At 64.7% G+C, this 21,372-nt stretch carries 19 protein-coding genes; 11 read left to right on the top strand and 8 right to left on the bottom strand.

Annotated features, from left to right (window positions below; all coding sequences use genetic code 11):
* Nucleotides 1–8: 8 nt before the first annotated feature.
* The gene (locus ACN9M1_RS17440) at nucleotides 9–1,220 is read right to left on the bottom strand and encodes a cyanate transporter (protein ID WP_426399826.1); all 1,212 of its coding nucleotides are present in this window, start codon (nucleotides 1,218–1,220) and stop codon (nucleotides 9–11) included.
* Between the two features lie 159 nt (nucleotides 1,221–1,379).
* Between ACN9M1_RS17440 and ACN9M1_RS17435 the strand changes: the two genes are divergently transcribed.
* The 8 genes from ACN9M1_RS17435 (at nucleotide 1,380) to ACN9M1_RS17400 (ending at nucleotide 11,197) form a co-directional block, all read left to right on the top strand.
* On the top strand, nucleotides 1,380–3,023 hold the full coding sequence (locus ACN9M1_RS17435) for a fatty acid--CoA ligase (protein WP_426399825.1): 1,644 nt from the start codon (nucleotides 1,380–1,382) through the stop codon (nucleotides 3,021–3,023).
* 224 nt (nucleotides 3,024–3,247) lie between these two features.
* The gene (locus ACN9M1_RS17430; protein ID WP_426399824.1) at nucleotides 3,248–3,865 is read left to right on the top strand and encodes a thermostable hemolysin; all 618 of its coding nucleotides are present in this window, start codon (nucleotides 3,248–3,250) and stop codon (nucleotides 3,863–3,865) included.
* Entirely contained in the window at nucleotides 3,862–5,448 is a 1,587-nt protein-coding gene (locus ACN9M1_RS17425) for an AMP-binding protein (protein WP_426399823.1), read from the top strand. Before ACN9M1_RS17430 ends, ACN9M1_RS17425 begins: the two co-directional genes overlap by 4 nt.
* The gene (locus ACN9M1_RS17420; protein ID WP_426399822.1) at nucleotides 5,420–6,304 is read left to right on the top strand and encodes a TauD/TfdA family dioxygenase; all 885 of its coding nucleotides are present in this window, start codon (nucleotides 5,420–5,422) and stop codon (nucleotides 6,302–6,304) included. The genes ACN9M1_RS17425 and ACN9M1_RS17420 overlap by 29 nt, the downstream gene beginning before the upstream one ends.
* Before the next feature lie 10 nt (nucleotides 6,305–6,314).
* Nucleotides 6,315–7,460 (top strand): aminotransferase class III-fold pyridoxal phosphate-dependent enzyme, encoded by a 1,146-nt coding sequence (locus ACN9M1_RS17415; protein WP_426399821.1) that lies wholly within the window; start codon nucleotides 6,315–6,317, stop codon nucleotides 7,458–7,460.
* The gene (locus ACN9M1_RS17410) at nucleotides 7,441–8,769 is read left to right on the top strand and encodes an aspartate aminotransferase family protein (RefSeq protein ID WP_426399820.1); all 1,329 of its coding nucleotides are present in this window, start codon (nucleotides 7,441–7,443) and stop codon (nucleotides 8,767–8,769) included. Before ACN9M1_RS17415 ends, ACN9M1_RS17410 begins: the two co-directional genes overlap by 20 nt.
* Before the next feature lie 8 nt (nucleotides 8,770–8,777).
* Nucleotides 8,778–10,232, top strand: coding sequence for an amidase (locus ACN9M1_RS17405; RefSeq protein WP_426399819.1), 1,455 nt, complete (start codon nucleotides 8,778–8,780; stop codon nucleotides 10,230–10,232).
* 311 nt (nucleotides 10,233–10,543) lie between these two features.
* Nucleotides 10,544–11,197 (top strand): YitT family protein, encoded by a 654-nt coding sequence (locus tag ACN9M1_RS17400; RefSeq protein WP_426399818.1) that lies wholly within the window; start codon nucleotides 10,544–10,546, stop codon nucleotides 11,195–11,197.
* A gap of 62 nt (nucleotides 11,198–11,259) precedes the next feature.
* Here the strand turns inward: ACN9M1_RS17400 and flhB are convergent, their stop codons facing one another.
* A complete protein-coding gene (gene flhB, locus ACN9M1_RS17395; RefSeq protein ID WP_426399817.1) occupies nucleotides 11,260–12,423 on the bottom strand; it encodes a flagellar biosynthesis protein FlhB in 1,164 nt (387 codons plus the stop codon).
* A 274-nt stretch (nucleotides 12,424–12,697) separates the two neighbouring features.
* On the opposite strand from flhB, the gene ACN9M1_RS17390 reads away from it, so the two are divergent.
* The 3 genes from ACN9M1_RS17390 to ACN9M1_RS17380 all read left to right on the top strand — a co-directional run bounded on the left by ACN9M1_RS17390 (nucleotide 12,698) and on the right by ACN9M1_RS17380 (nucleotide 15,180).
* Nucleotides 12,698–13,276 carry a hypothetical protein gene (locus tag ACN9M1_RS17390; protein WP_426399816.1) on the top strand — a complete coding sequence of 193 codons (579 nt, stop codon included), beginning with the start codon at nucleotides 12,698–12,700 and terminating at the stop codon, nucleotides 13,274–13,276.
* A gap of 66 nt (nucleotides 13,277–13,342) precedes the next feature.
* Nucleotides 13,343–14,116, top strand: a complete 774-nt coding sequence (locus tag ACN9M1_RS17385; protein WP_426400744.1) for a hypothetical protein — start codon at nucleotides 13,343–13,345, stop codon at nucleotides 14,114–14,116.
* Nucleotides 14,117–14,271: 155 nt separating this feature from the next.
* Nucleotides 14,272–15,180, top strand: coding sequence for an acyltransferase (locus ACN9M1_RS17380; protein WP_426399815.1), 909 nt, complete (start codon nucleotides 14,272–14,274; stop codon nucleotides 15,178–15,180).
* Between the two features lie 81 nt (nucleotides 15,181–15,261).
* Here the strand turns inward: ACN9M1_RS17380 and cheZ are convergent, their stop codons facing one another.
* The 6 genes from cheZ to ACN9M1_RS17350 form a co-directional block, all read right to left on the bottom strand.
* The gene (gene cheZ / locus ACN9M1_RS17375) at nucleotides 15,262–15,933 is read right to left on the bottom strand and encodes a protein phosphatase CheZ (protein ID WP_426399814.1); all 672 of its coding nucleotides are present in this window, start codon (nucleotides 15,931–15,933) and stop codon (nucleotides 15,262–15,264) included.
* Entirely contained in the window at nucleotides 15,933–16,334 is a 402-nt protein-coding gene (gene cheY / locus ACN9M1_RS17370; RefSeq protein WP_426399813.1) for a chemotaxis response regulator CheY, read from the bottom strand. The genes cheZ and cheY overlap by 1 nt, the downstream gene beginning before the upstream one ends.
* Nucleotides 16,335–16,497: 163 nt before the next feature.
* On the bottom strand, nucleotides 16,498–17,625 hold the full coding sequence (locus tag ACN9M1_RS17365; protein ID WP_426399812.1) for a protein-glutamate methylesterase/protein-glutamine glutaminase: 1,128 nt from the start codon (nucleotides 17,623–17,625) through the stop codon (nucleotides 16,498–16,500).
* A 36-nt stretch (nucleotides 17,626–17,661) separates the two neighbouring features.
* Nucleotides 17,662–18,279 (bottom strand): chemoreceptor glutamine deamidase CheD, encoded by a 618-nt coding sequence (gene cheD / locus ACN9M1_RS17360; protein WP_426400743.1) that lies wholly within the window; start codon nucleotides 18,277–18,279, stop codon nucleotides 17,662–17,664.
* An 80-nt stretch (nucleotides 18,280–18,359) separates the two neighbouring features.
* Nucleotides 18,360–19,241 (bottom strand): CheR family methyltransferase, encoded by an 882-nt coding sequence (locus ACN9M1_RS17355; RefSeq protein ID WP_426399811.1) that lies wholly within the window; start codon nucleotides 19,239–19,241, stop codon nucleotides 18,360–18,362.
* A gap of 104 nt (nucleotides 19,242–19,345) precedes the next feature.
* On the bottom strand, nucleotides 19,346–21,304 hold the full coding sequence (locus ACN9M1_RS17350; protein ID WP_426400742.1) for a methyl-accepting chemotaxis protein: 1,959 nt from the start codon (nucleotides 21,302–21,304) through the stop codon (nucleotides 19,346–19,348).
* Nucleotides 21,305–21,372 lie beyond the last annotated feature (68 nt).

Here is a 21,372-nt window from a genome sequence, read left to right as displayed (position 1 = left end):
AGTGGCGCTCAGCCGCGGCTCGGCTGGATGGCGAAATGCTTCGGATAGTCGGCCGGGCGGAATCGCCCCACCATGAAGATCATGCCGGTGGACACCAGCGCCAGCAGCAGCCAAGCCTGCGTAAAGCTGGAGGACACATCCTTGATGAACCCGGCAATCAGCGGCGACAGCGCGGCAATGAGGTAACCCACGCCCTGCACAAACGCCGTCAGTTCGCCGGCGCGACGCGGGGCGTCCATGTGGTCCATGGCCACAATCAGGCTCATCGGGAACAGGCCGCCGATGCCAAAACCCAGCAGACCGGCCCAGACGATGGGATAAGCCGTGGGCGCCAGGATCAGGCCGGCAAACCCGGCAATCACGGAAACCAACACCAGCAGCAACACCGGGCGGCGGTCCAGGCTGCGGCTGGCCAGCGCCGGCACCACCAGACCAGACAGCACCTCCATGCTGGTCAGGTAGGCCAGCAACAGGCCGGCATTCGTATCCGCCCACCCCTGCTCGACATAGAACGGCGGCAACCAGGCCAGTACGCAGGTGTAGGAGGCCGTGCCCAGACCAAAGAAGATGCCCAGCAGCCAGGCACGCGGGCGGGTCGCAAACGGCTTGTCGCTGCCGCCCGCGCTTTGTTGAGGCGCGACGAACGACACGATGTCACCGCGGATGGCATACCACGCCGCCAGCGCCACCGCGGCCAGCGCTGACCATGCCGCCAGCGCCGGCTGCCAGCCGCCGAACCAACCACTGATGAATGGCGAAACCGAGGCGGACAAGGCTGCCCCGCCCATGATGGCGGTCACGTACACCCCCATCAGCAACGCAATGGCGTTCGGAAAGCGGCTCTTGATGATGCCCGGCATGACCGACTGGATGACAGCGATGCCGGCACCGGCCACCACAGCCGTCAGGATCAGATCCAAAGCGGAGGAAGCGTACAGCCGCGCCAGGCTGGCCAGCCCGATCACGAGCAACGCCCCCGCAATAGCGCGGTGCTCCCCCCAACGGGCTGCCAGCTTGGCACCGCGGAACATCGCCAGGCCCATGGCCAGCACCGGCAGCATGGTCAGCAGGGAGACCATCGTGTAGCTCAACGGAATGCTGCTTCGGATCGACGTCAACAGCGGCCCGATGGCGGCCATCGACGGGCGCAGGTTCAGGCCGACCAGCACCAGCGCAAGGATCAACGGCACACGATTTGCCGCGCGGGAAGATTGCGTCACGTTCTGACTCCATGCGTGTAGGAACGACCGGGGCATTGTCGTAACAACGTGCGCCTACCGCCAATTCAAAGTTTCAAATCGGCTATCGGGGAATTCGCAATCGCCCGCTTTGCCCGCTACCTACACTACCCGTCCGACTCACCACCCCGCCTTGGAGCCATGACTGCTTTCGAATCGCCTGTCTGCGCGCAGGGTTTCCAGTTGACACTGGACCAATTACTGATGCCCACGGTTGAGCAGTACCCCGACCGCGAAATCATCTACCGCGACACCGTGCGCTTGCGTTATCGGGATCTCCATGAGCGCGTGCTGCGGCTGTGCGCGCTGTTGCAGCGCCTGGGGGCGGGGCCGGGCGTGACCGTTGCCGTGGCCGACTGGGACAGCCACCGCTATCTGGAAGCGTACTTTGCCGTGCCCATGACGGGCGCCACGCTGATGACGGCCAATATCCGGCTGTCGCCCGAACAACTGGCCTACACGCTGGGCCATTCCGGGGCGAGCGTGCTGCTGGTCAACGACGACTTTGCGCCGCAACTGGCCGAGCTTCGCGAGGCACTGCCGGCAGCGACCGCCTGGCTGCGGCTGACCGACCAACCCGATGCACCCGCGCATCCGGACCTGCCCTGGCACGGGGAGTACGAGGCGTGCCTGGCCGCGGAAACGTCCGATCCGGTGCTGCCCGCCCCCGACGAGAATCGGCGCGCCACCCTGTTCTATACGACGGGCACCACCGGGGCGCCCAAAGGCGTCTCGTTCAGTCATCGACAGCTGGTGTTGCACACGCTGTCGCTCGCGGGCGCGCTGGGCTGTTCGGCGGACGGTCTCCGGCTGCATCGCCGTGACGTCTACATGCCGATCACGCCGATGTTCCACGTGCATGCCTGGGGCATGCCCTATCTGGCCACGATGCTGGGCCTCAAGCAGGTGTATCCGGGCCGGTACCGGCCGGCAGCGTTGCTCGACCTGATTGAACGTGAAGGCGTCACCATCTCGCACTGCGTGCCGACGCTGCTGCAAATGATGTTGGATGACCCCAGCCAGCCGCAGCGCGACTTGTCACGCTGGAAAGTCATCATCGGTGGCGCGGCTTTATCGGAAGCCCTGGCGCGTCGCGCATTGGCGCTCGGCATCGACATCTGGGCGGGGTACGGCATGTCCGAGACGGGGCCCGTGCTGACGCTGGCCCAGTTTCACCCGGACCATGCGCGCAACGAAGCGCAGGATCTGGCCGCGCGGCTGCGTGCCGGCTCGCCCATCCCGCTGGTCCGTCTGCGCGTGCTGGATAAGGACGGACAGCCGGTGGCCCGTGACAACCGCCAGGCCGGCGAGGTAACCGCCCGCGCGCCGTGGCTGACGGCCGACTATCTGAACGAGCCCGAGGCCAGCGCAGGACTGTGGCGTAACGGCTTTCTTCATACGCGCGACATCGGCGTGCTCGACACAGATGGTTCCTTGCGATTGACCGACCGGGCGACCGACATGATCAAGACCGGCGGGGAATGGGTCTCGTCGCTGGAACTCGAAGCCCTGCTGCTGGATTGCAGCGGCGTGGCTGACGCCGCAGTCATCGGCATTCCAGACGCACGCTGGGGAGAACGCCCTGTTGCCGTGATCGTCCCCGAGAAAGACAACGACCCGGCGTTGGCCGACGCGCTGCGCAAAGCACTGCACGTGCAGGCGCATCAAGGCCGGCTGCCGTCCTACGCGCTACCCGATGCGATTCACCTCACCAACGCACTGCCTCGCACCAGCGTCGGCAAGACCGACAAGAAGGCGTTGCGCCTTCAATATGGCGGGGCTTGATCGGTGCTCTCCCTCCCAAGAAAAAAAGACCGGCCTCGCGCCGGTTTTTTTCATGCCCACTTTTACAAATCGATGTATTAAATTTCGCTTATAACAGATTAATGTGATTCAAAACATACCAATCCTATTATTTAAATTCACAAATCCATTTTCTGCAGTGCAACATCGCAGCGCACCGCCCATGATGATGACATCGAATGTCGACAAACCTACAGGGTGATGTGATGAATATCCGAGTTGTCAAACAAGGGACTGCGTTATGGCATCTTGCAGTCACCGCCGTACAGAACAAATACCGCAGCGCTTACGAGGCGCAGATCGAACCCAACCCGGAAAACTTTGTCGTCGCAGTAGAAGGCGACCGAACGATTCTGGCTTGCGCGGGAATTACATTCGCCACAACCGGAACGCTATTTTCCGAACAGTATCTGGACACGCCAATTGAAACCGCCATTCAAGAGATTTGGCGATGCCAATACAGCCGAAACGAAATTGCAGAGGTCGGCAATCTGATTTCCTTTGACAAGCGCGCATCACTCAGTGTCATCAAGCTTGTGCCGCTGCTCGCGTGGTGCATGGGGGCCAAGGCCCTGCTGTGCACCATCACGCCCAAGGTCGCTGGGCTGCTGAGCGCTTGCGACATCCGCTTTGAACCGATATGCGAAGCCGACCCGGCCAAGGTCGATGGCGGCGGAGAGGGATGGGGCAGCTACTACGCCAACAAGCCGACCACCGGGCTCATCCACGTCGCCAACCACCGCGAGCTGTTCCAGCGACTGACCACCTCCATGGATTTCATCCGCAGCAAGCAGCCCGCCCAACTGGAGGAGGCCGTATCGTGAGCCTGAGCCATCAGCTGTGCCAGCAATTTCTGAACAACCCAGAGCAAGTCGCCTGTATCGACCACGATGCCGACGGTGGCATCCAACGCCAGATGAACCGGCGCGAGCTCGCCAACACCGCGCACGTGCTGGCGGACACCCTGCAGGCCGAACTGCGGCCCGACCTCGTCAAACAACGCCCCGTGGTTGGCATCGTCATCCGTAACAGCAGCAACTGGCTCATCGCCGATCTGGCCTGCCTGTTCGCCAACCTCACCAGTTTGCCGTTGCCGCAAGCCTTCACCCGCGCGCAAGCAGAACACTTGGCCGCCAAGTGCGATTTCTTCCTGGTCGACGAAGCCGGCGAAGCCATCCTGGAACAACGCTGGGGGCAGCAAGCGTCTGCGGTGCGCAAACTCCGGGTGGACCAGTTGGCCCCGGCACCCAGCGCGATGCCGGCGTCGCCGCAACTCGCGCCGGATGGCAGCTGGATCTGCAAGATCATCCACACGTCGGGCACCACAAGCCGCCCCAAGGGCGTCTGCCTGAGCGAGAACGCCCTGGCCGCCACGCTGAAGAGCCTGCATGAGGCTCTGCCGGCCGAGTGTCACCACCGCTATCTGTCGCTGGTGCCGCTGAGTCTGTTGCTTGAGCAGATTACGGCGCTGTACATGCCGTTGCTGGCGGGCGGCACCGTCCATTTCCTGCCGGAAACCGTACCGTTGCTGGGCGAGCCCGGCGGCAGTGCCGACCGGATGATCGACTGGCTGATGCGAGTGCGCCCCGGTGCCAGCACCGTGCCCCCGATGGTCGTCAACCGCCTGCTGGCGCGGCTGGAACAGGGCGACGCAGAACTGGCCCGCTATCTCCGTGCCGATGATGCCCCCCACATCACGTGTGGCGGCGCTGCCGTCAGTGCCGACGTGCTAGCCCGGCTGGCGGAGCTGGGCATTGCGATCTTCCAGGGCTACGGCCTGAGCGAGAACGCGTCGGTCGTCAGCGTCAACACGCGCACGGCCAATCGCCACGGTAGCGTGGGCCGCGCACTGCCTCACGTGCAGATTCGCATTGCGGACGACGGCGGCATCCACATCCGCAGCGCGTCGCAATTCAGCCATTACTCCGGCGAAGACCCGAGCGCCTGCGCGCATACGGCCGATGGCTGGCTCGATACGGGTGACCTGGGCACCCTGGACGAGGATGGCTACCTGTTTATCAGCGGGCGCAAGAAGAACGTCATTTGCTTGCCGAACGGTCGCAACGTCAGCCCCGAGCAAGTGGAACTGGAACTGCGCCAGCTGGATGGCATCCACGACGCGGTGGTCTTCCTCGACGACGAGGACGGCCTGATCGCCCTGCTGCATACCGGCGAAGCCACCGACACCACGCCTTGGCTCGGCTGGATGGCCGACAACCTGTCCGACATCGAGCGCCCGTCCAGGCTGTGGCTGCTGCCGCGCGGCAGCGAACTGCTCTCCCGCCTCTACACCGTTACTGGGCGCCCGCAGCGCGGCGACATTGCGCAGGCCTATGCCTCCCGCCGGGGCAACTTCTCCATCAATGAGGAACACAACCATGAACACGGCCGTCTTGTTGCAGTCTGAGACCACCATCAAGCGTATCTGCCTTGAAGAGATGCGCGCACTCAAAACCGAAGAGCTGCTCTCCGAGCTTGCCGAGACCGGTGTGCTGCTGTTCCCCCACGGCGCGGAAACCGTCGATGAATTCTGCAGCTTCGTCAAACGCCACAGCTCCCGGCTCAGCCTGGACCCGGCACGCACCATGGAAGGCGGCGCCGCCCAACTGGTGGATGCCGGCACCGACGCGGTGGGCCTGCACTGCGAGAACGGCAACTCGCCGTTCTGGCCGGACCTGACCTGGTTCTATTGCAAGGAGGCCCCACGCGTGGGCTCGCAAACCACCGTCTGCGACGGCGTGGCCGTACTGGACCAGTTCTCCGACAGCACCCGCGACTTCTTCGTGCAGAACGAGATCCGCTATTCGCGCAATGTGCAGGCCGATAAATGGAAGCGGCTGGTGGTGCACTACACCCCCACGCTGAACAATCCGGAGCAGGTGAAGTTCGAGGATCTGCAGCGCATTGTCGGCGACGATCCGAATACCCACATCACCTACAACCCTGCCGATGAATCCATCGGTTACGACTTCACGGTCTCGGCGGTGTTGTCCTCAGCCATCGGCCGTCAGCCGGCCTTTGCCAACAGCATCCTCGGCCCCTCGTACAACTACGAGAAGCCCCGCATCACGATCGCGGCCAGCGGCGAACCGATCCCGGCGGCCATGATGGAAGAGCTGATTCGCGTGACCGACGCCAACACCATCCCCGTGGACTGGAGCGACAACGACTTCGTGATGATCGACAACCGCCGTGTCATGCATGGCCGGCGCGCCATCGTCGACACCCGGCGCAAGATCTTCAACGCGCTCAGCTACCTGTGAGGAGGGCACCATGACCGCACGCGATGCCCTGCCTGCCCTGGCTGGGCAGCTCCTGAGCGGGGAAGGCGAAACGCTGATCGACGTCAACGGCCGCCGCATTGTCGATCTGGCCAGCGGCCACTTGGGCTTCAGCCTTCCGGAGATCATCGACAAGGTACGTGCGCAGGCCGCTGTCATGGGCCTGTCCAACCGGGTGATGATGTCCGAACCGCTGCTGCGGCTATGCCGCGAGCTGGCCGCCATGCTGCCGTCCACGCTGTCCAACGCCTATGTGTGCAGCTCCGGCGACGAGGCCTTCGAAGGCGCGCTCAAGCTCTGCAAGGGTCTGCAGCCTCAACTGCGGCGCCTGGCCCACGTGCGCGGCAGTGAATTCGGCTCGCTGAGTTTTGGCCGCTGCCTGGAAAAACCGGAAGGCTATGGCGAACTGCGCAGCTTCCTGGGCCTGGAAACACTGACAATCGAGCGCCACGGCGCACTGCCATCGGCCAGCGATCTGGCCCAGTGCTATGCGCTGTGCTACTCGCCACTGATCCGCCAGGACGATGGTTCACTGGTGCCACTCCCGGCTGAACGCCTGCGTGAGATTGCCAGCCTGGCCCGTGCCGCGAAGGTGCCGCTGGTCTGCCAGGCCAGCGAAGTCTGCCTTGGCGCCGCCGGCGTGATGTTCGGCCACGAACTGGCCGGCGTGGCCCCCGACATTCTGGTTCTGGGCGGGGCGCTCGGCGGCGGGGCGGTGCCCATCGGTTGCTATCTCACCTCGGCCGAGCGCGCCTACAAGGTGTACGGCAGCAGCTCGCCCGCCAAACACGGCAGCACCACCGGCGGCAACCCGCTGTCCTGCACCGCCGCGCTCGCCGCACTGGACTACGCGACGCGGCGCAAGACACCCAGCCAGTTTCAAGCGCTCGGCAACACCATCGCCGACGCGCTGCCGGAGCACATCCGCAGTGTGGTTGGCGGCATCGTCAACCTGCGCGTGCCAGACCACGTGGACGTAATCAGCCTGCCCGAACGCTTGTTGGCAGAGGGCGTGCTGGTGCGGCCGCCAAGCGGCAGAACGTTGACCCTGCACCCGTCGGCCGCCACCCACGCGCTAGCGCTTGACGAAGCCCTCGTTGCCATCAGGAGAGCATTCCATGACGACCACAACCATTGATCGCCAGCAACTGCTGGACACCTGTGAAAAACACTGGGGTGCGTCGGCCGCCAAGCTGTACCGGATTGCCGGCAGCCAAGTCGAGGCAGAAGCCTCCGATTGCGAGGTGCGCGACCACACGGGCCGCCGCTATCTCGATTTCGCGTGCAGCTACGGCGTCTTCATTGTTGGCCATCGCCACCCCGCCGTGCAGCGCCGCGTCGATGCGCAGCTGGCGCAACTGGCCTGGCTTCCGCACGGCACCACCCACCCCGCACAGCAAGCGCTGACGGCGCGTCTGAAAGCCCTGGCACCCGGCCAGTGGGGCGACGTCCATTACATGCTGTCGGGTGCGGAGGCGGTGGAGCACTCGCTACGCTACGTGCTTGCCGCCAACGCGCCGCGCCGCCGCATTGTGATTACCGCGGGCGCCTACCACGGCAAGACGCTGGCCGCGATGAGCATCCTGGGCCAGCGGCAACACGAAGCCAGCTTCGGCAGGCTCGCCGACGACGTGGTCATCGTGCCCTACGGCGACATGGCAGCGATGCGCGAAGCCGTTGGCGACGGCGCCTGTGCCGTGTACCTGGAGCCGATTCTGGGCGGTGCCCACCTGCGCATGCCGCCACTGGGCTATCTGCAAGACATTCGCGCGTTGTGCGACCGCACGGGCACGCTGTTCGTCGCAGATGAAATCCAGACCGCCTTCGGCCGCTGCGGCAAGATGTTCGCGGTGGAATACGCCGGCATCGAGCCCGACATCCTGATCCTGTCCAAGGGGTTAACCGGCGGATACGCATCCATCGCGTGTGTGATGTACCGCCAGCAGACGCTGGAGCGGCTGCCCGCGCCGCAGGATGATCGCGGCAGTTGCGGTGGCCACCCGTTTGCCTGTGCGGCCGCCTTGGCAGCGATTGACGTCATCGAAGAAGAACGGCTGCTGCAAGCCTCCGTCGAGCGCGGCCACCAACTGCGCCAGGGGCTGATGGCGCTGGCAAGACGCTTTCCCGACATCATCGAAGACGTGCCTGGCATCGGCTTGATGACGGGGCTGCGGCTCAAAGGCGCGGTGTACGAATCGCTGCTGTCGATGGAGTTGGGCAAACGGAACGTCCATACCGGCCACTCCATGAACGAGCGCGCCGAGCGCCCGGTACTGCGCTACTACCCGCCACTGACCGTGAGCGCCGAGACGATCGACGATGTGCTGGATCGCAGCCGCGAGGCGCTGGAAGCCGTGGCCGCCCTGCCCGCTTGGAAAGTGGCGGTGATGCGCCGGGTGACGCGCTCCATGTATCGGCTGCCCAACGCGCTGTTGCGCAAGCTCTGAGGGGGCCCATGACCCGTATCGACCCTATCGACCCTATCGACCCTATCGACCCTATCGACCCTATCGACGATATCGACACCCTACCCTTGAGAGACATGGTCGGCCTGCAACGGCGCGGCCGGCTGACCAGCCGCGCGCTGGCCGAACACTACCTGGCCCGCATCGCCCGCCGCAACCCGGAGGTGAATGCCATCATCGAGCAGGCGGCGCCCGAGCGCGTGCTTGCAGAAGCCGACGCCGCCGACGCCGCGCTACGGCGCGGGCAGTTGCAGGGGCCCCTGCACGGCGTACCACTGAGCTTCAAGGACGCTTGCCACGTGCGCGGCTTCCACCCGAGCCGTGGCGTGCGCGAACTGCACGGCAAGCCCAGCGAGACCAGCGCCACGGTTGCCCAGCGGCTGTTCGACGCTGGGGCCATCGCGCTGGGGCTGAGCAACGTGCCCGAGATGTGCATGGCCTTCGATACCGACAACCTGCTCTACGGCCGCACGCTCAATCCGCACCATCCCGATCATTCGGCCGGCGGCAGCAGCGGTGGCGAGGCCGCCGCCATCGCATCGGGCATGAGCCCTGGGGGCTTGGCTTCCGATGCTTGCGGCAGCGTGCGCGTGCCCGCGCACTTCAACGGCGTATGCGGCCTGAAGCTGACGCAATGGCGCGCGCCGCTGACCGGTCAGTTCCCGCACGACCGCTCCGGCTTGTTCCATCTCAGTTCATCGTTCGGGGTGATGGGCCGCTGTGTGGATGACGTCGCCTTGCTCGGCAAGTTGATCAGCGGCCCGGACGGCCACGACCCGGACACCGTCCCCGCGCCATTCCTGGATTACCGTGCACAGGAACTGGCTGGGTTGCGCATCGGCATCTGGCAAGAGAGCAGCGGGCCGGCCCGCCCTTCTGCGGCAACCACTACGCTACTGCAGCAGGCGGCAGCGCTGCTTGACGGCGCCGTGGCGTCCGTCGAAGAGACTACGCCGCCGATGATGGACGAGGCCTGTGACGTGCTGTGGAAGGTGTTGGTGCTGGGTGGTGACAGCGGCCGCCACTGGCAACACCTGTTCGCAGACATGAACAAGCATGCGTTCTCCGCTCCGCTCGCACAGATGCTGTCCTCAAGCACGCAGCTGGAAATGAGCGTCGACGAACTCCGCAGCGCATTGGTCATGCGCGATACGGTGCGCTACCAACTGGCCGCGCTGTTCCGGGACATCGATGTGCTGATCAGCCCGGTCTACCCGGACGTTGCCTTCCGGCACGGAGAATCGCTGCGCGAACCGGGCGCCTATCGCTACGTATTCCCATTCAGCCTCACTGGCTCGCCCGCGGTGGTGATCCCTGCGGGCCGCTGCCCGCAGACCCAGCTGCCGATCGGCCTCCAACTGGTCGGGCGTCATTGGGACGAACACGAACTGCTGGCAGTCGCCGCTCAGTTGGAAAGACGCTTGCCGGCGTGGCGGCCGGTCTAGCCGCCCGGGATAGAATCCGCGTCGTCATCCGATCGTCGTCTGGCCCCACGCTAGGCGCCGGTGCCATATCCGCCGGCACTGGCAGCTCTGTCGTGGGCGCTGGGTATGGGAATTGCAAATCATCCCCGCAGCGACCGAATCGCGAGCCCACCAGACCCGAACCCAGGCACACCGCACGAAGGTGGTGCATGGGCCGGTGTGTGGATGCACCAACCCGAGCATAGGCAACGTTCAATGAAGCACCCCGCATCTGGATTACTCGACATACACGATTGTTTGCCGGACTGGCCGTTCACGCGATGAGCGGCACCATGGACCATCAGCTTCATCACGCAAGCGGCACCGTTGCGGCAAGCCGCCCCCATGCAGCCGGACACACGATGCTTGAGGACATCTATGGCATGGCCGTCGGCATGATGTTCATCGTGACGGGGGTAGTACTGCTGAGCGCGGCCGGACTCGTGACCGGTGGCATTGCGGGCATCGCGTTGTTGGTGTCGTATGTCGCGCCGTTATCGGTCGGCACCATTTTCACGTTGGTCAACGTGCCGTTTTTCGTGTTTGCCTATTTCGTGATGGGCCCGCGTTTTGCCATCAAGTCGACGCTGGCCAGTTGTGGCATCACCTTCCTGCTTGCGTTGACGCCCCGGGCCTTGCACATCGATTTTGAAAGCCCGCTATTTGCAGCGCTGGTGGGCGGTACGCTCAACGGCATGGGGGTGTTGGCGCTCGCGCGACACGGCTCGGGCGTTGGCGGCACTGGCGTTCTGACGCTCTGGCTGCAACGCACGCGTGGGATCAATGCCGGGATCGTGCAGGTGGCCATCGATTCGACGATTCTGCTGACATCGATCTTGGTGATCGCGCCTGGCCGCGCAGGGTGGTCGGCACTGAGCGCGGTGGCCATGAGCGCGATGGTGATCGCGTGGCACCGCCCAGGTCGATATAACGTCGTGGTGCGGTAGCGCCAGTCGCGGCCTCACCGGCCGCAGCATCGGCGTTGGGATTGCAGATCCCTGCTAATCCCTTAGGCGTCGTCGTTGGTGTCTTCGAGGCCGGCCTGAGGGCCGGGGTCCATATCCGCCGGCACCGGCAGTTCGGTCGGGCGTTTCGGCGCCCGCCCACCCACCTGATGCATGCGGCGCAGCTGATACACATACGCCAGCACCTCGGCCACGGCGGCATACAGGGCCTCCGGAATCTGGTGGCCGATCTCCGTGTGCCGGTACAGCGCACGCGCCAGCGGCGGCGCTTCCAGAATGGGAATCTTGTGCTCGGTGCCTAGCTCGCGGATCTTGGCGGCCACCAGGTCGGCGCCCTTGGCCAGCACGCGCGGTGCGCCGCCTTCCTGCTCGGAATAGCGCAGCGCCACGGCGTAGTGCGTCGGGTTGGTGACGATCACGTCGGCCTTGGGCACGTCGGCCATCATGCGGCGCTGGGCCGCCTGGCGCTGCATGGCGCGGATGCGGCCCTTGACGTGCGGATCGCCTTCGGATTCGCGGTGCTCCTTGCGCACCTCTTCCTTGGTCATGCGGTGCTTGCGGGCGTATTGCCACAGCGCCAGCGGCACATCCACCGCCACCACCAGCAGCATCACCGCCGCCATGCACAGATAGGCCACGCCGGCCACATGCATGGTGTCACCCATGGCGGCGCGCAGGTCTTGCTGCGGCAGTTCGATGAAATCCGCGCGGTAGTGCCGGATCAGCCACCAACCCACGCCAGCCACCAGTGCCAGTTTGATCAGCAGGCGCGGCAACTCCAGCAGGCCCTCGACGGAGAACATGCGCGTGAGCCCCTGCAGCTTGAACAGCCGCGTGATATCGGGTTCCAGCGGCTTGAACGAGATGGCGCCGCGAGTCAGCGCCAGCGGCGTGAGCGCGGCCAGGATAAGCAACAGCAGCAACCCGCCCAGCGCGATGCCCAGCGGCGTGAACTGCGCCGCCACGTAGGTCCACTGGTCTTGCCCGCGGGTGATGTCGTAGCGGTGAAACTCCAGGCAGCGCGCCAGAAACGACGACGCCCCCCGCACGATCGACTCGCCCATCACCCACATCCCGCCTGCGCCCGCTGCCAGCAGGGCGAACGAACCCAGTTCCCGTGATCTGGGAACGTCGCCTTCCTCGCGCGCCTGCTCCAGGCGCCGGGGTGAGGCGGCTTCAGTTTTTTCGAGATCGCTTTCTTCGGACATGCCGGGAGGATGCGAGGGGTGGATGACTAGACGCTCGCATTATTCCCGCACCGCACGCCGGCTAAAGCGGGGAGAAAACCACCTCGGGACGCCTTTTTCCGTGGAATGGCCCCGGAATGCGCGCCAACCCGCCCACACTCTCCAAACAGCCACTTGATAACACTGGATTAACAAAACACCCCCCGCCGGCAACTACCATGCGTCGCAGTCGCATGCGCTGTGACGCTTGCGGTACGTACATCGGGCAGTCCAACCTCATCAGGCAGGAGGGGGTATGCGGTGGCAGGTCAAGGCTGGGGCCATCCTGGCGACAGCAGTACTGGTGTTTGCGGGGGTGCGGCTGTTTTCAGCCGGTGCCGCAGACGCGCATGACGCCCCGCCGCCCGATCCGCCAAAACGGGCCGCTGCGGCCACACCGCCCTCACCCCTCCCCACGCCTGCCAGCGCGCCGCTGGCACCGCCCACGCAGGCAAACCCGCCGCTGCCACCTCGCTTTACCGAGTACCTCGCCCGCGAGTACCCCAATTCCGCCGCCACGCGCCAGGCCCTCACGCAGATCGCCTACGGCTGGAGCCAGGCCGTGAACAACGTGCGCGGCCCGCAGGACGCCAAGCTGGCCGGCGATGCCATCGCCAGTGGCATCGCCTGTGCGTTGGGCCCGGGCGTACTCGCCACCACCGGCGTTGACCAACAGACGATGCTCGATCGCATCAAGAATGCGCGCGCCGTCATGCTCGACAACGACAGCGACACGACGGCCTACCTGCGCTTCCAGGCGCTGGCCGGCGGCCAGTACTTTGACGACCCCGGTGCCGCCGCGTGCAGTTTTGACCCAGCCACGCTGCCGAACTGAGCACGGAGTTGCCCGCCTGACTTGGCCCCCCCTTCACCCCACCACCAAGGAGACTGCTGCATGAAGATGAAGAAACTTGCCACCATCGTGCTCGCCGGTTCGCTGCTCGCCGCGCCGCTCTGTGCCATCTCGGCTGCGCCTGGGTCGGCCATCGTGTTCGTCAACGGCATCAACAACACGTTTGACGATGCGGTGGCCAGCCTGCAGGTGCTGAAGACCCAGCTCAACGCGCGCGACAAGAACAACACCTACGTCTATGGCAACGCCTACAACGCCACGCAAGGCGCCCTGAGCGACGTCTACCAGGTGTTCAAGCAAAAGGGTGTGGAAGGCACGAGCCCGGCCGACTTCTGGCGCGCCATCGACGGCAACAGCCTGCCGGCCGGCGGCATGAACGCAGCGCTGCAGCAGAAGTACATCGACCTGCTGACGAAGAACGACATCCCGGAGCTGCCTGACCACCTGAACCAGTACCGCAACTACCTGAAGGCGCAGCGCAAGGTGGTGCTGGTGGGCCACTCGCAGGGCACGCTGTACACCAACTTCGAGATCAACCTGCTGGTGACCGGGCCGGATCAGGCACAAGGCAAGATCAGCGCGGTCAACGTGGGCAACGCCACGCGCTATCAACTGCCGGGGTCCAGCTACCTGACGTCGCATGCCGACACGGTGATCGGCGCGCTCAGCCTGGTGCAGACGGTGCTGCCCGCCAACTACTCGCTCGGCTGGCATCCGCTGTCTGACGCGCTGGGGCACTCGTTCTCGAAAATCTACATGAACGCGAGCTACAGCGCGGCGGGGCAGATCCTGACGCAGGTGTCGCAGCAGGCGCGCAACTGAGGGGGCAACGGACTCGGCGCCTCCAGACGTCCCCGACGTAAAGTCTGACGCGGCGCATGGCGTTGGCAGGCGATCAGCGCTACCCTCGCGTATCCTCATCATCACCATCCATGCCCGCCGCGATCCTGCCGGCGGGTACTTTTTTGGAGTTGCCGTTGATACGCGTCTTGCCGCCCGTCGTACTGGGCACGATTAGCCTGATCCTGCTGGCACTGAACACGTTGTTCTGGAGCGTGCCGCTGTTTCTGTTCTCCGCCCTCAAGCTGCTGGTTCCAGTCACGGCTGTCCGTCAGCGGATCGACCCGGTGCTGAACTGGATCGCCACCTGCTGGATCGGCTGCAACAACTTCTGGATCGGCCTGCTGCAGCGCGCGCCATGGAGCGTGGAAGGCGCCTCCAACCTGCGCTACGCGGGGTGGTATATGGTCAACTGCAACCACCGTTCGTGGGTCGACATCTTCGTGCTGCAGCGGGTGCTGAACCGGCGCATTCCGCTGCTGAAATTCTTCCTCAAGCAGCAGTTGATCTATGTGCCGGTGATCGGCCTGGCCTGGTGGGCACTGGATTTTCCGTTCATGCGGCGGCATACCAAGGCGGCGTTGCGCAAGCACCCGGAACTGCGCAACCAAGACCGGGAGACCGCGCGGCGCGCCTGCGCCAAGTTCGCCAAGGTACCGACCAGCGTCATGAACTTTGCCGAAGGCACCCGCTACACGGCGGCCAAGCACCGCGCGCAATCCTCGCCGTATCGCCATCTGCTCAAGCCCAAGGCCGGCGCGATGGCGCTGGCGCTCAACGCCATGGGCGACCAGTTCCAGGCGCTGCTGGACGTGAGCATCGTCTACCCCGACGGCACACCCAGCTTCTGGGAACTCGCCAGCGGCCGGGCTGGCCGCGTGATGGTGCACATTCGCGAGCTGCCAATTCCGGCCGGCCTGTGCGCAGGCGACTACACCGCCGATGCGGCGTTCCGCAGCGAGTTTCACCGCTGGCTGGCACAACTTTGGGAAGAGAAAGACGCGCAGATCGACGCCATGCTGGCGCAAGCTGCGGTGAAGAACTAGGCGCCCGGATAGAAGCCCGGAGCGGGCCCTGGACAAGAGAAGCGCCGGCCCTCGCACAAGCGAAGGCCGGGCAGACCGGCGTTAGAAGCCGAGGCTTTCCAGCAGGTCGTCAACCTGTTCCTGGCTGCCGACCACGTCCGGGTGGTCCGGATTGATCTGCGGGCCGTTCAGCAGCGACGACGACGAGGCTTCCGTGCGCAGATGCTCAGGTGCGTTCTCCAGCAGGATGCCAACCAACTGACTTTCGATCAGTTGCACGACATCCAGCACCTTCTTGATCACCTGGCCGGTCAAATCCTGGAAGTCCTGGGCCATCAGGATTTCCATCAACTGCTGGTTCGTGTCGCGCGTCTTTTCCGGCACGCTGCGCAGGAAGCCGTTGGTCTGGCCGACCAGATCACGGATCTCTGCGTCGCCAAGCTGGCGGTCCATCCACGATTGCCAGCGGTTGACCAGCGCCTCGGCGTCGCTCTCCAGCGCGTCTTGCACTGGGCGGGCCGCGTCGATGGCGTTGAGCACGCGGGTGGCCGCCTGCTCGGTCATGTTGGCGATGTAGTTCAGGCGGTCGCGTGCGTCGGGTATGGCCGATGCGGCCTTTTCCACGCCCTTGTCCAGGCCCAGCTCACGCATGCTCTCGCGCAGCATGCGCGTGAGGTGGCCGATGCGCTGGAGCATTTCCGGCATGTCACCGTGGTCTACGCCTTCCGCACCTTCTGCGACCGGCGCCTGGGCGCCATCGTGCATTTCGCTCATCACGCCCCCTTTTCGAGCTTTTCGAAAATCTTGCTCAGCTTTTCGTCCAGCGTGGCGGCCGTAAAGGGCTTGACCACGTAGCCGTTGGCACCTGCCTGGGCAGCGGCGATGATGTTTTCCTTCTTGGCCTCGGCCGTCACCATCAGCACCGGCAGCTTGCTGATGCTCGGGTTGGCGTCAGCGCGAATGGCTTGCAGCATCTGCAGGCCATCCATGTTCGGCATGTTCCAGTCGGAGACGACGAAATCGAACCGGCCTTCCTTGACTCTGGCCAGGCCGGCGGCGCCGTCTTCGGCCTCCTCGACGTTGCCAAAGCCGAGTTCCTTGAGCAGGTTACGCACGATCCGGCGCATCGTCGGGAAGTCGTCGACGACGAGGAATCGGTACTGGCTCTTGTCCATGGACACAATCTCCGCAAACTAACTGAATTGGGGGGTTTTCGGGGCTACCTTGGCAATCTTATCGGCGCCTGTGGCCGATTCTTGAGTGTCGGCATGCGTCTGGAAAGATTTGGGGGCGCCTGACTGCTGCGCCCCGCAACCAATGGTCCCGGAAAAATAGGCGTTACACGCGCGTCACACGGCCATGCGCAGACAGCTTGGCCAGCACATGCGGGCCGATCTGCGACAGGGGCAGCACCTCGTGCACACCGCCATGGGCCACGGCCTCCTTGGGCATGCCGTAGACCACGCACGAGGCCTCGTCCTGGGCCACGTTATAGGCGCCGGCGTTGCGCATTTCCAGCATGCCGACCGCGCCATCCTTGCCCATGCCGGTCAGGATCACGCCCAGGGCGTTGGCCCCGGCGTTGCGCGCGGCAGAGCGGAACAGCACATCCACCGCCGGGCGATGCCGGTTCACGGGCGGGCCCTGGTCCAGCTCGGTGACGTAGTTGGCGCCACTGCGGCCCAGCGACAGGTGCATGTCACCCGGGGCGATGTAGGCGTGGCCTGGCAGCACGCGCTCGCCATGCACGGCCTCCTTCACGCGAATACGGCACAGGCCGTCCAGCCGCTTGGCGAACGACGTGGTGAAGCCCGCCGGCATGTGCTGCACGATCAGGATGCCAGGGCAATCGGGCGGCATTTCCAGCAGGAAATCCTTGATCGCCTCGGTGCCGCCGGTGGAAGCGCCCACGATGATGAGCTTTTCCGTCGACGAGAAATGGGTACGCGCCGGCGCTGCTGTGCCCGGTGCATGGTCCGCGCGAACGTGTGCGCCATGTGCCGGTGCAACGGCCAATGCAGGTGCAGTGGCAGGCGTCGCAGTACGCGGACGCAGCTTGGCGCGCGCCGCCGCACGGATCTTGTCGGCAATCTGATCGGCGTATTCGTTCATGCCGTCGCGCATGCCCAGCTTGGGCTTGGCGACAAAATCCACCGCGCCCAACTCCAGCGCGCGCAGCGTGGCCTCAGAGCCGCGCTCCGTGAGCGAAGAGATCATGACGACCGGCGTCGGGCGCAGGCGCATGAGCTTTTCCAGGAAGTCGAGGCCGTCCATCTTCGGCATTTCGACGTCCAGCGTGAGCACATCCGGATTGGTCTGCTTGATGAGGTCGCGCGCGATGATCGGGTCCGGCGCGACCCCCACCACTTCCATGTCGGGTTGCGCGTTGATGATTTCCTTCAGGATGCTGCGGATCAGTGCGGAATCGTCGATGCACAGCACCTGAATCTTGCGTTTGTCGTTCATGCTGTTTTGGGGGGCAAGGTCAGGAAAAAAACGAAATTACGTGAACAGTTGCAGGCGCGAGGCAGGCTTCGTCGTGATGGACTTCGACAGCTTGCTGGCGTATTGCGCTTCGCTGTCCAGATCGGCGGCCGAGTTTTGCGAGCGCAGCTTGCGCACCATGATCTGGCCGGTGGATGGCACGAAATACACCTTGCGCGGGTGCACATCGAAGAGGTCTTTGGCGGCGACCGTCAGCCCTTCGTTGCGCAGGAATTCGAGGACGAACTTGCCATTGCGCTCGCCCACATCCAGCGTGCTCATGCCGGCCAGCACGGCGGCGCCGCCAAACACCTTGATCTCTAGGTGCTCGCGCCGGGCGCCGGCCCGGTAGAGCTGGTTGAGCAGCACTTCCATGGCGTGCGTGCCGTAGCGCATGGAGGGCGACAGAATGGACTCGCCCTCGTTGCGCGAGGGCAGCATGAAGTGGTTCATGCCGCCAATGCCGAGAATCTTGTCGCGCACGCAGGCAGACACGCACGAGCCCAGCACCGTCACGAGCATCAGGTCTTCGGTGGTGACGTAGTACTCGCCGGGCAGCACCTTCATGGCGCGGCGGCTGAAGGTGGTGTCGTAGTAGGCGTGCGTGCTGGCAGCCGATTGGGCGAGCGTGGCCATGGCGCCCGCCGTCATGCCGCTGTCGTTGCGCACGGTGTCGGTCATGGCAGCACGGGGGATGGCTCTCTTGCCGAATTCGATCATCGGGCCCCCATCTTGGCGCGCAGCTCGGGCGCGATTTCGTACACGGTCTTGCCGCGCAACGACCACGCCTTGGTTACTTGCAGGAAGCTCTCCGAATGGCCCGCAAACAGCAGGCCATCGGGTTTCATCACGTCGATGAAGTGCTCGAGGATCTTGGCCTGCGTGGGCTTATCGAAATAGATCATCACGTTGCGGCAGAAGATCACGTCAAACTTCTGCTGCAACGGCCAATCGCGGTCGAGCAGGTTGATCTGGCGGAATTCGATCATGGCCTGCAGCTCGGGCCGCACGCGGGCATAGCCCTCCTGCTTGCCGGTGCCGCGCAGGAAATACTTCTTCAGGCGCTCTGGCGACAGGGCTGCCACGCGCTCCATCGGATAAATACCGGCGCGGCCGCGGGCCAGCGCATTGGTATCCACGTCGGAGGCAATCACGCTCACCTGCCCGGGGTTCATCGAACCAAAGGCCTCGGCCAGCGTAATGGCGATCGAGTACGGCTCTTCGCCGGTGGACGACGCCGAGCACCACACGGTGAACGGCGTGCGCTTGGCCTTGGCGTGCTCGGCCAGGATCGGAAAGTGATGCTGCTCGCGGAAGAACGCGGTCAGGTTGGTGGTGAGCGCGTTGGTAAAGGCTTCCCACTCGTCGGGCAGGTGGCCGTGTTCCAGCGCGTCCAGGTAATCGCGGAACGAGCCGAGGTTGACCACGCGCAGGCGGCGGGCCAGGCGGCTGTAGACCATCTCGCTCTTGCGATCGGACAGCGAAATGCCGACGCGACGGTAGATCAGGTCGCGAATGCGGGCGAAATCTTGCGCGGTGAAGGAAAACTCACGCGATGCGAGCGTCGGCGAAACAGGCGCCAAATTTTGTGCTGCCATGGATAACTAACCCCGTGTTTGGCGAGTCTTGGTGCCCGCTTTCAATCGTTGGCGGGCACCGCAACCTCAGCGCCACGCCAAGTTGGATGTTGGCGAGGCTCGCGTCAGAAGGTGCTCCAGTCCTCATCATCGGCAGAAGACCCTGCCAGCTTGAGGGCTGGTGCCGCTGCGGCCACCGAAACGGCCGCTGAAACGGCCACCGCAGCGACCGGCGCGGCGGATGAATGTGCCTCATCACGCGCTTTTTCGGCGTGCTCGACAGGCTCGACGTGCTCGTGGGCAATCGCCGGGGTGTCGCCTGCGGCGACGACAGCAGCCACCGGCGCCGCCTTTGCCGACTTGCGTGCGGCAATGGCGCGCGCAATGGAAGGCACGACTTGGGTGGGCTTTTCCGCCCGGACTTCACTGCGCACGGCCGGCGCAGCGGGCATTACCGGGGCCGACGGCACATGGGCCACCACGGGCGCCGCATGGTGCATGTGCTCGGCGTGTTCATCCGTTCGGAACGCCGCCACGGCATTGCGCAGCAGCTGTGCCTGCTCCTCCAGTGAGAGCGCTGCGGCAGCGGCCTGCTCCACCAATGCGGCGTTCTGCTGCGTCACCTCATCCATCTGGTTCACGGCCTGGTTGACCTGCTCGATGCCGGAGCTTTGCTCGTCCGACGCGGCGGAGATCTCGCCCATGATGTCGGTCACGCGCTTGACGGCGGTCACCACCTCGCCGATCACCTCGCCCGCTTCCGCCACCAACGCGGAGCCATTGCGCACCCGGCCGACCGAATCGCCAATCAGCTCCTTGATCTCCTTGGCTGCCGTGGCACTGCGCTGCGCCAGGCTGCGCACCTCACCCGCCACCACGGCAAAGCCACGGCCTTGCTCGCCTGCCCGTGCGGCTTCCACCGCCGCGTTCAGCGCGAGGATGTTCGTCTGGAAAGCGATGCCTTCAATCACGCCGATGATGTCGGCGATCTTCTTGCTGCTGGCGTTGATGCCGGCCATGGTTTCCACCACGCGGCCCACCACTTGCCCGCCCTTGACGGCAATGTCCGACGCACTGCCGGCAAGCTGGCTGGCTTGGCGTGCGTTGTCGGCGTTCTGCTTCACGATGCTGGTCAGCTCTTCCATGCTGGAAGCGGTTTCCTCCAGCGAGCTGGCCTGCTCTTCCGTGCGCTGCGACAAGTCCGCATTGCCGGCCGCGATCTGCTTGGTGGCGCTGGCAATGGAATCGGCCGAGCTTTTGATGTTGCTGATGGTGCCGGTCAGTTGCTGCTGCATCTGCGCCATGGCGAACAGCATGCTGTCGCGATCGCCCGGGCGCGTGCGCACCTGTACGGCCAGGTCTCCGGCAGCAATGCGGCGTGCAACCTCGGCCGCATACCCCGGCTCGCCGCCCAATTGGCGTGACAGCCGCCGCGCGATGACGATACCCAGCACGATGCCGAGCAACGCTCCCACGCACGCCATGACGATCATCACCAGGCGCGAGCGCTGCGCATCATCGCGGGCACGGGCGGTGGACGCAGCAGAGACCTCCTCCACCCGTTTGACCATCTTGTCGAGCGTCTTTTCAAAGGCCGCGGTGTCGTCCAGCAGGCCGACGTTCTCGGCTGTGACGCGGCTGTCGAATTGGGTCGGGTCCAGCCCCTGCTTGTCCATCAGCGCAACGAAGTCGTTCATGCGCTTGCTCCAGACGGGGTAGACGGCGTCCACCTCGCGGATCATCTTCTTGCCTTCATCCGATACGAACTGCGGGCGCACGTTCTCTACGCCCTCCTTCAGGTGCTGCATGCTGTCGTTGATCTGCCCGCTGAGCGCTTTGCGCTCGTCCAGCGTGGTGGCGATCAGCAGGGCCGTCTGCGCCCGGCTGGCATGCGCCAGGCTATTGGCCGCGCTGCCCATCTGCGTGATGGCGCGCATCTGCTTTTGCGCGAGCTCCTCGCTGGCCTTGGTCAACTGCGTGATGGTGTACACGCCCAACCCGCCGATAGCCGCGCCCACAGCGGCCACGATCAGGAAACCGCCAGTCAGCACCGTCGACACCGGTAACCGCTTGATCCAACCCATCATCTGTCTACCTCTTCGTTTTTTATATGCCCCTCTAACCGCTATCGGTTCATGGGGACGGCTCTTTA

Origin of the sequence: Ralstonia sp. R-29, from assembly GCF_049913345.1 — a bacterium.
Taxonomy (GTDB): domain Bacteria; phylum Pseudomonadota; class Gammaproteobacteria; order Burkholderiales; family Burkholderiaceae; genus Ralstonia.
Note: the sequence above shows the minus strand (reverse complement) of the source record. Positions and strands in the feature narration are given on the sequence as shown.

Bases quoted from the DNA above. Each gene is read 5' to 3' on its own strand.
- ACN9M1_RS17410 (WP_426399820.1), top strand. From the start codon at position 7,441: ATGACGACCACAACCATTGATCGCCAGCAACTGCTGGACACCTGTGAA.
- ACN9M1_RS17405 (WP_426399819.1), top strand. From the start codon at position 8,778: ATGACCCGTATCGACCCTATCGACCCTATCGACCCTATCGACCCTATC.
- ACN9M1_RS17365 (WP_426399812.1), bottom strand. From the start codon at position 17,625: ATGAACGACAAACGCAAGATTCAGGTGCTGTGCATCGACGATTCCGCA.
- ACN9M1_RS17430 (WP_426399824.1), top strand. From the start codon at position 3,248: ATGAATATCCGAGTTGTCAAACAAGGGACTGCGTTATGGCATCTTGCA.
- ACN9M1_RS17390 (WP_426399816.1), top strand. From the start codon at position 12,698: ATGCGGTGGCAGGTCAAGGCTGGGGCCATCCTGGCGACAGCAGTACTG.
- ACN9M1_RS17420 (WP_426399822.1), top strand. From the start codon at position 5,420: ATGAACACGGCCGTCTTGTTGCAGTCTGAGACCACCATCAAGCGTATC.
- ACN9M1_RS17400 (WP_426399818.1), top strand. From the start codon at position 10,544: ATGGACCATCAGCTTCATCACGCAAGCGGCACCGTTGCGGCAAGCCGC.
- ACN9M1_RS17385 (WP_426400744.1), top strand. From the start codon at position 13,343: ATGAAGAAACTTGCCACCATCGTGCTCGCCGGTTCGCTGCTCGCCGCG.
- cheZ (WP_426399814.1), bottom strand. From the start codon at position 15,933: ATGAGCGAAATGCACGATGGCGCCCAGGCGCCGGTCGCAGAAGGTGCG.
- flhB (WP_426399817.1), bottom strand. From the start codon at position 12,423: ATGTCCGAAGAAAGCGATCTCGAAAAAACTGAAGCCGCCTCACCCCGG.
- cheD (WP_426400743.1), bottom strand. From the start codon at position 18,279: ATGGCCACGCTCGCCCAATCGGCTGCCAGCACGCACGCCTACTACGAC.
- ACN9M1_RS17355 (WP_426399811.1), bottom strand. From the start codon at position 19,241: ATGGCAGCACAAAATTTGGCGCCTGTTTCGCCGACGCTCGCATCGCGT.
- ACN9M1_RS17350 (WP_426400742.1), bottom strand. From the start codon at position 21,304: ATGGGTTGGATCAAGCGGTTACCGGTGTCGACGGTGCTGACTGGCGGT.
- cheY (WP_426399813.1), bottom strand. From the start codon at position 16,334: ATGGACAAGAGCCAGTACCGATTCCTCGTCGTCGACGACTTCCCGACG.
- ACN9M1_RS17435 (WP_426399825.1), top strand. From the start codon at position 1,380: ATGACTGCTTTCGAATCGCCTGTCTGCGCGCAGGGTTTCCAGTTGACA.
- ACN9M1_RS17415 (WP_426399821.1), top strand. From the start codon at position 6,315: ATGACCGCACGCGATGCCCTGCCTGCCCTGGCTGGGCAGCTCCTGAGC.